This window comes from Mesorhizobium sp. M2C.T.Ca.TU.002.02.1.1 (assembly GCF_003997225.1).
The window spans coordinates 1-8,464 of record NZ_RZTO01000203.1; the positions used below are offsets into that span (position 1 = coordinate 1).

Consider the following 8,464-nt stretch of genomic DNA (forward strand, 5'->3'; position numbering starts at 1 on the left):
CCCTAGAATCCATGCCGTTACCTTCAAGCTTTGCAGCGGTACAGAATTCTGCACCGCTGCGTTCTTCGGCGAGCGTCACGGCATGGATCCTCGGGTCAAGCCCGAGGATGACGAAGAAACAGGGTCTCGGCCTCCGCTGACAATGTGCTCTGCGAACCTAGCTTCGCCTCAATAACCCTTCCAACTCTCCCGCATCCGTCACCACGGGCAAACAAACCTGCCCGGTGCATAACCACGCGCCTGACTTGTCCGTCGGCGGCAGCACGCCGCCCGGCAGAAGCGGTCGATTCGCCTCCGAACCGACCGGCACGACAATGTCGATCCGGCGCGGATCCGGATTCCGATTCGCAACCGGAACAAGGCTTGGACTCTCTGGGGAATCGACCAGCACCAGCTTCAGCGGTTCGAGTGCCAAGGCGCAGGCGTTGACGATGGCGGCCTGGCCGTAGGCCTGCTGCGCGGCGCGGCCCATGGCATGCTCGGCGGTCGTCCAAGCTTTTTCCCAAAGATCGAGATCGCCGGTGAGCGAGGACAGCCGAACCAGTGCCTCGACGACCTGGCTGGTGGCCGAGGGGATCGCCTCATCCACATCGCCGCGGATGCGGATCGGCACATCGCCGCTGTCCGATGCCGTCAGCCAGTAGCCGGTCTTGTCGCCGTCCAGGTGCCAGCGGTCGAGCTCGTGGATGAAGTGCCTGGCGCGATCGGAATAGGCGGGATCGCCGGTCGCTTCGAACAGCGCGATCGCTGCGTTGGTCATGGCGGCGTAGTCGCTGGACAGCGCCGGAAACAGTTTTTTCGTGCCGAGCATGGAATGCGGCAGGCGGCCGTTCTGGCTCGCCTCGACGATATGGCCGAAAGCCTTTGCCGCCGCTCCGACCCAGTCGCGCCTGCCAAGTGAGCGGCCCGCTTCGGCGAGCGCCGTGATCATTAGCCCTTTCCAGTCGGTGAGCGCCTTGCCGTCGCGGCCGGGCCTCACCCGTTGTTCGCGGACAGCGAGCAGCTTCGCTTTCAGTGGCGCGAGCTGACCATAGTCGGCAATGCCCTGGCTTTGCTGCGCCTCGTTCTGGCGGATGATAGGCTTGCCTTCCCAGCCATACGGGGCGGCGAGCTCGAAATAGCGGAAGAAAGTCGACGCGGCGTCGCCGAGCGCGGTTTCGACCTCCCCGCGGCTCCACGTGTAGAAAAGCCCCTCCTCGCCGTCGCTGTCGGCGTCCAGGCTGGCGGCGAAGGCGCCGCCTTCGACCAGCATCTCCCGCAGCAGCCAGGCGACGGTCTCTTCGATTCGTATCCGGAACAAGTCGTTGCCGGTCGCGGAATAGGCCCAGTCGCACAGGCGGATGAGCTGGGCGTTGTCGTAAAGCATTTTTTCGAAATGCGGCACTAGCCATTCGGCGTCGGTCGAATAGCGGCTGAGGCCGCCGCCGACATGATCGTAAATGCCGCCGGCGAGCATTTTTTCGAGGCTGATGAGCACCGCGTCGCGATGCGCGGCTTGGCCGTCGCGCAGCCAGGACAGCCAGAGCGTGTGCATGAACGGCGCGTTGGGGAATTTCGGCGCGCCCTTCAACCCGCCGAGATCGCGGTCGATCATGCCGTCGATGCGGTTGCTGAGATCGGCGAGCGCGTCGCGGTCGAGCACCGCCCTGCCTTTTGCGCCAGCCAGGCGCTGCTCGACATGGGCGGTCAGCCCGTCGGCGCTTTCGGCGAGGCTCTGCTGCTTTTCCCGCCAAGCCTTGTCGACCGCCTCCAGCACCTGGATGAAGCCCGGCCTGCCATAACGCGCTTCGCGCGGAAAATAGGTGCCGCCCCAGAAGGGCTTGCCGTCAGGCGTCAGGAACATGGTGAGCGGCCAGCCGCCCTGCTCGCCCATGGCGTGGAGCGCGGCCATATAGATCTGGTCGATGTCCGGCCGCTCCTCGCGATCGACCTTGATATTCACGTAGAGCCGGTTCATGACGGCCGCGACGGTGTCGTTCTCAAAGCTTTCATGCGCCATGACATGGCACCAGTGGCAGGCGGCGTAGCCGATGGAGAGCAGGATTGGCCGCCCCAGCTCCTTCGCTTCGGCAAGGGCAGCCGGCGACCAGCCTCGCCAATGGACAGGATTGTCGCTGTGCTGCCGCAGATAGGGGCTGGCCTCTTCGGCAAGCAGGTTTCGCGCGGGCAAGGTCACGATGGGCGGCTCTGCATTTTGGATTTGATATGACAAAGGCTAGGGCGGTTCGGCAGGTCCGGCAAATGGTTTCCCCAATGAATGAGAAGGATTCGATCGTTGCCCTGTCGAGCGGCCATCTGCCCGCTGGTATAGCTGTCATCCGCATTTCAGGCCCGCAGACTCGATTCGTGGTCGAAACAATTGCCGGGCCGGTTAAGGATCGGTTTACCACGTTGCGCAGACTCGAGGGGTGCGATGGCGCGATCATCGATCATGGCCTTGTGCTGTTCTTTCCGGGTCCCGGCAGTTTCACCGGCGAGGACGTCGCCGAGTTCCAGGTCCATGGCAGCCGCGCCGTCGCGGCCAAGATGCTGGAGACGATCACCAGCTTTGAAGGTGTCAGGCACGCCGAACCCGGGGAATTCACCCGGCGCGCCTTTCTCAACGGCAGGCTGGATCTGGTCGAGACGGAAGCGCTGGCCGATCTGGTCAATGCAGAGACGGAGGCGCAGCGCCGCTTCGCGGTTCGCAACGCCGAGGGCGCGCAGAGTGAACTCTACTCAAACTGGCGCCGTCGGCTTATCCACGCGCGCGCCATGATCGAAGCGGAGATCGACTTCGCCGACGAAGAAGATGTGCCGGGCTCCGTTTCGGAGGCGGTCTGGTCGGACGTGTCGGCGATGGTCGGCGAGATCGAACGGCACATCGAAGGGTTTAAGGCCGCGGAGATCATCCGGGACGGTTTCGAAGTGGTGATCCTCGGCGCGCCGAATGCGGGCAAGTCCAGCCTGTTCAATGCCTTGGCGCGGCGCGAGGCGGCGATCGTCACCGACGAGCCGGGCACGACGCGCGATCTGCTCGAGGTCGTCATGGATCTCAAGGGGCTGAAGGTGCGGCTTGTCGATACGGCCGGGCTGCGCGACGCCGCGGGCAAGGTCGAGTCGATCGGGATCGAGCGGGCGCGCGCCAAGGCGGAAGGGGCGGATCTGGTTCTGCTGCTGGAAGATATGGCCGACCCGGTTTCGGTTGGGGATGTGCCGGGCGGGGTTCCGCTGGCGAGAATCGGAACCAAGTCGGATATCGCCGATGCCGGCGCCGGCACGTACGACCTGGTGATCTCATCCAAGGACGGCAGCGGTCTGGACCGCTTGCTGACCGAGATCGGGGACCGCGCCGCCGCCGCGGTCGGTGAGGCAGGCGACGTCCTGCCGTCCAGGCTGCGTCACGTCGAGCTGCTGAGGGAGGCAACGGACTTCCTGCGGGCGGCTTTGTCGGGGCAAAGTCAGGAGTTGCGCGCCGAGGAGCTGCGGCTGGCCGCCGAGCGCCTTGGCCGCATCGTCGGCGCGGTCGATGTCGAGGACTTGCTCGACGTCATCTTTTCGCAGTTCTGCATCGGTAAGTGATTCACGTGAAACACGGGGCCGCCCTTCCCGCCATGATTCACGTGAAACACTAATGCAGACGTGCCGGGTCGTGTTTCACGTGAAACGAGTCTGGTCTTCGTCCTTGACAGTGCGAAGTGGCAGGGACATGTGTCAACGCATCTCTGAAAGTGGATTCTTGGAAAATGACCGATCACTATGACGTGGTGGTGGTGGGCGGCGGCCATGCCGGATGCGAGGCGGCAAGTGCGGCCGCGCGCGCCGGCGCCAGGACCGCGTTGGTGACGCTGCGCTTCGACACGATCGGGGTCATGTCCTGCAACCCGGCGATCGGCGGGCTCGGCAAGGGCCACCTCGTGCGGGAGATCGACGCCATGGACGGGCTGATGGGCCGCATCGCCGATGCCGCCGGCATTCAGTTCCGCCTGCTCAACCGCCGTAAGGGTCCGGCCGTGCGCGGCCCCCGCACCCAGGCCGACCGCAAGCTCTATCGCTTGGCGATGCAGGAAGCGATTCGGCAGCAGAACAATCTCGACGTGATCGAAGGCGAGGTTCTCGACTTTGAAATCGCGGACGGACGGATCGCAGCCGTTCAGATATCGGGCGATCGTCGCCTTGCCTGTGGCGCCGTGGTGCTGACCACCGGCACCTTCCTGCGGGGCCTGATCCATATCGGCGAAAAGAAGATCGTCGCCGGACGCATGAACGAGCAGGCAAGCATGGGCCTGTCGGCGACGATGGCCCGCGCGGGTTTCAAGCTCGGGCGTCTGAAGACCGGAACACCCCCTCGCCTCGACGGCCGCACCATCGATTGGGCCGCGCTTGACGCTCAAGCCGCGGACGAGGATCCGGTGCCGTTCTCGTTGATGACCGATGCGATCGCCAATCCGCAGATTCATTGCGGCATCACCCGCACCATGCCGGCGACGCATGAGCTGATCCGCGCCAATCTCGGCCGCTCGGCCATGTATTCCGGCTCGATCGAAGGGGTCGGGCCGCGCTATTGTCCGTCGATCGAAGACAAGATCGTCAAGTTCGGCGACCGCGAAGGCCATCAGATATTCCTCGAGCCGGAAGGGCTCGATGACGACACCGTCTATCCGAACGGCATCTCGACCTCGCTGCCGGAGGAGGTGCAGCTCGAGATCCTGAAGACCATTCCGGGGCTGGAAAGGGCGACGATGCTACAGCCCGGCTATGCGATCGAATATGACCATGTCGATCCGCGCGAGCTGAAGACGACGCTGGAGACGAAGCGCGTCGCCGGCTTGTTCCTGGCCGGGCAGATCAACGGCACGACGGGCTATGAAGAGGCCGGCGCGCAAGGCCTGCTCGCCGGCATCAACGCTGCGCGCAAGGCAGGTGGCGATGACGAAGTCGTGCTCAGCCGCACCGAAGCCTATATCGGCGTGATGGTCGATGACCTCACCAGCCGTGGCATCGCCGAGCCCTATCGCATGTTCACCTCGCGCGCCGAGTTCAGGCTTTCGCTGCGCGCTGACAATGCCGATGAGCGGCTGACGCCGCTGGCTGACAAGCTCGGCATCGCGTCGTCGGAGCGGCTGCAGCGCTTTGGCGGGATGGCGCGGAAGCTTGACGAGGCGCGCGCCTTGGCCAGGTCGGTCACCTGGACGCCGAACGAGGCGGCGCGCCTCGGGCTGGAGATCAACAAGGACGGCGTGCGCCGCTCGGCTTACGAGCTCCTGGCGCATCCGGGCGTCGACATGGCCCGGCTCACCCGCGTCGAGCCCCGCTTTGCCGCGCTCGACGCCAAGACGGCCGAGCGGCTCGAAACGGAAGCGAAATATTCGGTTTACCTTGATCGCCAGCAGGCCGACGTCGCGCAGATCAGGCATGAGGAGTCGCGGCTCATCCCGGAGACAATCGACTTTTCCGATGTGCCGGGACTTTCGAACGAGCTGAAGCAGAAGATGAAGACGCGCCAGCCGCGTTCGATCGCCGATGCGCAGCGGATGGAAGGCATGACGCCGGCGGCGCTTGCGATCATCGTCGCGCATGTCCGCAATACCGAGCTCGCCGCGCGAAGGTCTGTGGCGTGAGTGCCGAGGCCTGGGCGGACCTGCAAAAAGCAGCGGGTCCGGTTTCACGTGAAACATTCGAGCGGCTGCAAGCCTTCGAACAGCTGTTCCTGAAATGGAATCGCAGCATCAATCTGGCGGCGCCGTCGACGCTGGACGACGTCTGGCGCCGCCACATCCTGGACAGCGCCCAGCTCGCGCGAATCGCGCCCGCCGCGATACGATGGGTCGACCTCGGCTCGGGCGGCGGGTTTCCCGGCTTGGTGCTTGGCTTCCTGCTGGCCGAGCGTCCCGGCGCCTCGATCGATCTCGTCGAAAGCAACCGCAAGAAGGCGTCGTTCCTGCAGTCGGTGATCGGCCAATTCAACCTCCCTGCGCGCGTCCTGGCCAAGCGCATAGACGACAGTTATGCGCTTGTTTCCGCGCCGGAAATCGTCACGGCGCGAGCGCTGGCGGCGCTGCCGGACCTGCTCGACCTGGCCGCGCCGTGGCTGACCAAGGGGGCGCGCGCGCTTTTCCACAAAGGCCGGGATTACCGGGCCGAGGTGGAAGAAAGCACTCACCGCTGGGCCTTCGATCTGGTAGAACATTCGAGCATGACCGACCCACATGGCGTCATCCTTGAAATCACCGACTTGCGCCCGGCGAAACAGCAATGAATTACTGGCATAGGCCCATGAGCACAGCACCGCGTATCATCACTGTCGCCAACCAGAAGGGCGGCGTCGGCAAGACGACGACGGCCATCAATCTGGCCACGGCGCTGGCCGCGATCGGCGAGCGCGTGCTGATCGTCGATCTCGATCCGCAGGGCAATGCCAGCACCGGGCTCGGCATCGACCGCAAGGACCGCACCACCTCGTCGTACGATGTCTTGACGGGCGAATTGGAGTTGGAGGCGGCCGCAGTGCCGACCGCGGTGCCGGGCTTATCGATCATTCCCTCGACACTCGACCTGCTTGGCATCGAGATGGAGATCGCTTCCGCGCCCGACCGCGTGCTCAAGCTGCGCAATGCGCTGCGCGCCGCGACCGAGCGCTCGGCGCCATTCGGCTATGTGCTGATCGACTGTCCGCCCTCGCTCAATCTTTTGACTTTGAATTCAATGGCGGCAGCCGATTCCGTTCTTGTGCCGCTGCAATGTGAGTTCTTCGCGCTGGAAGGTCTCAGCCAGTTGCTGGAGACGGTCGAGCAAGTGCGCCATACGATCAATCCGGACCTCACCATCCAGGGCATCGTGCTCACCATGTATGACGGGCGCAACAACCTCGCCAATCAGGTGGTGCAGGATGTGCGCACCCATATGGGCGACAAGGTGTACGAGACGATCATCCCGCGCAACGTGCGGGTTTCCGAGGCGCCGTCCTACGGCAAGCCGGCGATCCTCTATGACCTGAAATGCTCGGGCAGCCAGGCCTATCTGCAGCTCGCCTCCGAGGTGATCCGCCGCGAACGCAAGCTGCGCGCCGCCTGAGTGTCGGTAACCGCGGGCTTTGGTTAATCAGCCAATTCGATTCCGAAACGATCTGGACATTATAATGAGCGAAGACCAATCAAGAAAAAGACTGGGCCGTGGCCTCGCGGCGCTGATCGGCGAAATCGACCGTCCGGCGGCGCCGGAAAAGCCGAGCGCGGTGGTGGCGGCGGACGGCAAGGTGCCGATCGAATTCGTCAGCCCGAACCCGAAGAACCCGCGCCGGCATTTCGGCGATGCCGAACTCACCGACCTTGCCCAGTCGATCCGCGAGCATGGCGTGGTGCAGCCGGTGGTGGCGCGCCCATCGCCTTCGCAGCCCGGCCGCTACGAGATCATCGCCGGCGAGCGGCGCTGGCGGGCGGCGCAGCGCGCGGGTCTTACCGAGATCCCGCTGATCGTGCGCGACGTCAACGACCGCACCGCTCTGGAGCTGGCGATCATCGAGAACGTGCAGCGCGCCGACCTCAATCCGGTCGAGGAGGCGCAAGGCTACCAGCAACTCATCGACGAGCATGGCTACACCCAGGCCGATCTTGGCCAGGTGATCGGCAAGAGCCGCAGCCATGTCGCCAATACGTTGCGTCTGCTGAAGCTGCCGCCCGTCATCCATTCGATGCTGGTCGATGGCGACCTGTCGGCCGGCCACGCCCGCACGCTGGTCACCGCCGAGGATCCGGCCGGGCTTGCCAAGCGAATCGTCAAGGAGGGGCTTTCGGTGCGCCAGGCCGAAGCGCTGGCACAGACGCCCGCCGGTCCGACGCCGGCCAAGGCGAAGTCCGCCGCGAGCGCGCCGGAGAAGGACCCCGACACGCTGGCGCTGGAGAAGCTGATGACCGACACGCTCGGCATGATCGTGAGCATCGAGCACAAGGGCAAGGGCGGCACGCTCAAGGTCGACTACCGCTCGCTCGAGCAGCTCGACGAGCTCTGCCGGCGGCTGAAGGACGAGCGGTAGGCGGCTGCGGCGCCACGGTATCTGGCTGCAGCTGAGGTTCCGCCTTAAGGCTGGATACGCCTGATATATCGGTGATAGACAAGGAAGGGCTGGCGGTACGCCGGCCCTTTCCATTCCGGAGATGATTGACGAAGGCGGTAGTGACGGCCAATCCCCCTTGCGGGGGAGATGCCCGGCAGGGCAGAGGGGGCGTGCTTTCCCGCCAGCCTATCCTTCGTCATGTATGGACGGCCCCTCTTAGGCAAGAGGCAATTAGCAGATACGGCGCAAGTCTGGAGCGGTCATGTATTCGGCCTTTGATGCGGTCGATTTGATGACCGCTGGCCCGCAGGGGTTACGCGGATCGGTTCCAATCATTCTAGCGCGCTTTGGAAGCGCGATGACGACAACGGAGTTTGCCGACCCAGGTCCTGACCATTTTGCCGTGCTGCTTTTTTGCTCCTTACCTCGTTG

At 64.4% G+C, this 8,464-nt stretch carries 6 protein-coding genes; 5 read left to right on the plus strand and 1 reads right to left on the minus strand.

Annotated features, from left to right (window positions below; all coding sequences use genetic code 11):
* Positions 1–157: 157 nt before the first annotated feature.
* Positions 158–2,176, minus strand: coding sequence for a thioredoxin domain-containing protein (locus tag EOD07_RS13410; RefSeq protein WP_127235792.1), 2,019 nt, complete (start codon positions 2,174–2,176; stop codon positions 158–160).
* Positions 2,177–2,253: 77 nt separating this feature from the next.
* Here EOD07_RS13410 and mnmE point away from each other — a divergent pair, with 77 nt between their 5' ends.
* The 5 genes from mnmE (at position 2,254) to EOD07_RS13435 (ending at position 8,011) form a co-directional block, all read left to right on the plus strand.
* Positions 2,254–3,561 (plus strand): tRNA uridine-5-carboxymethylaminomethyl(34) synthesis GTPase MnmE, encoded by a 1,308-nt coding sequence (mnmE, locus tag EOD07_RS13415; RefSeq protein ID WP_127235793.1) that lies wholly within the window; start codon positions 2,254–2,256, stop codon positions 3,559–3,561.
* A 164-nt stretch (positions 3,562–3,725) separates the two neighbouring features.
* Positions 3,726–5,600 (plus strand): tRNA uridine-5-carboxymethylaminomethyl(34) synthesis enzyme MnmG, encoded by a 1,875-nt coding sequence (mnmG, locus tag EOD07_RS13420; protein ID WP_127235794.1) that lies wholly within the window; start codon positions 3,726–3,728, stop codon positions 5,598–5,600.
* Positions 5,597–6,238, plus strand: a complete 642-nt coding sequence (gene rsmG, locus EOD07_RS13425) for a 16S rRNA (guanine(527)-N(7))-methyltransferase RsmG (RefSeq protein WP_127235795.1) — start codon at positions 5,597–5,599, stop codon at positions 6,236–6,238. Before mnmG ends, rsmG begins: the two co-directional genes overlap by 4 nt.
* A 17-nt stretch (positions 6,239–6,255) precedes the next feature.
* Complete coding sequence (locus EOD07_RS13430) at positions 6,256–7,053, plus strand: ParA family protein (RefSeq protein WP_127235796.1); 798 nt, start codon at positions 6,256–6,258, stop codon at positions 7,051–7,053.
* A 64-nt stretch (positions 7,054–7,117) separates the two neighbouring features.
* Positions 7,118–8,011 (plus strand): ParB/RepB/Spo0J family partition protein, encoded by an 894-nt coding sequence (locus tag EOD07_RS13435; RefSeq protein WP_127235797.1) that lies wholly within the window; start codon positions 7,118–7,120, stop codon positions 8,009–8,011.
* Positions 8,012–8,464 lie beyond the last annotated feature (453 nt).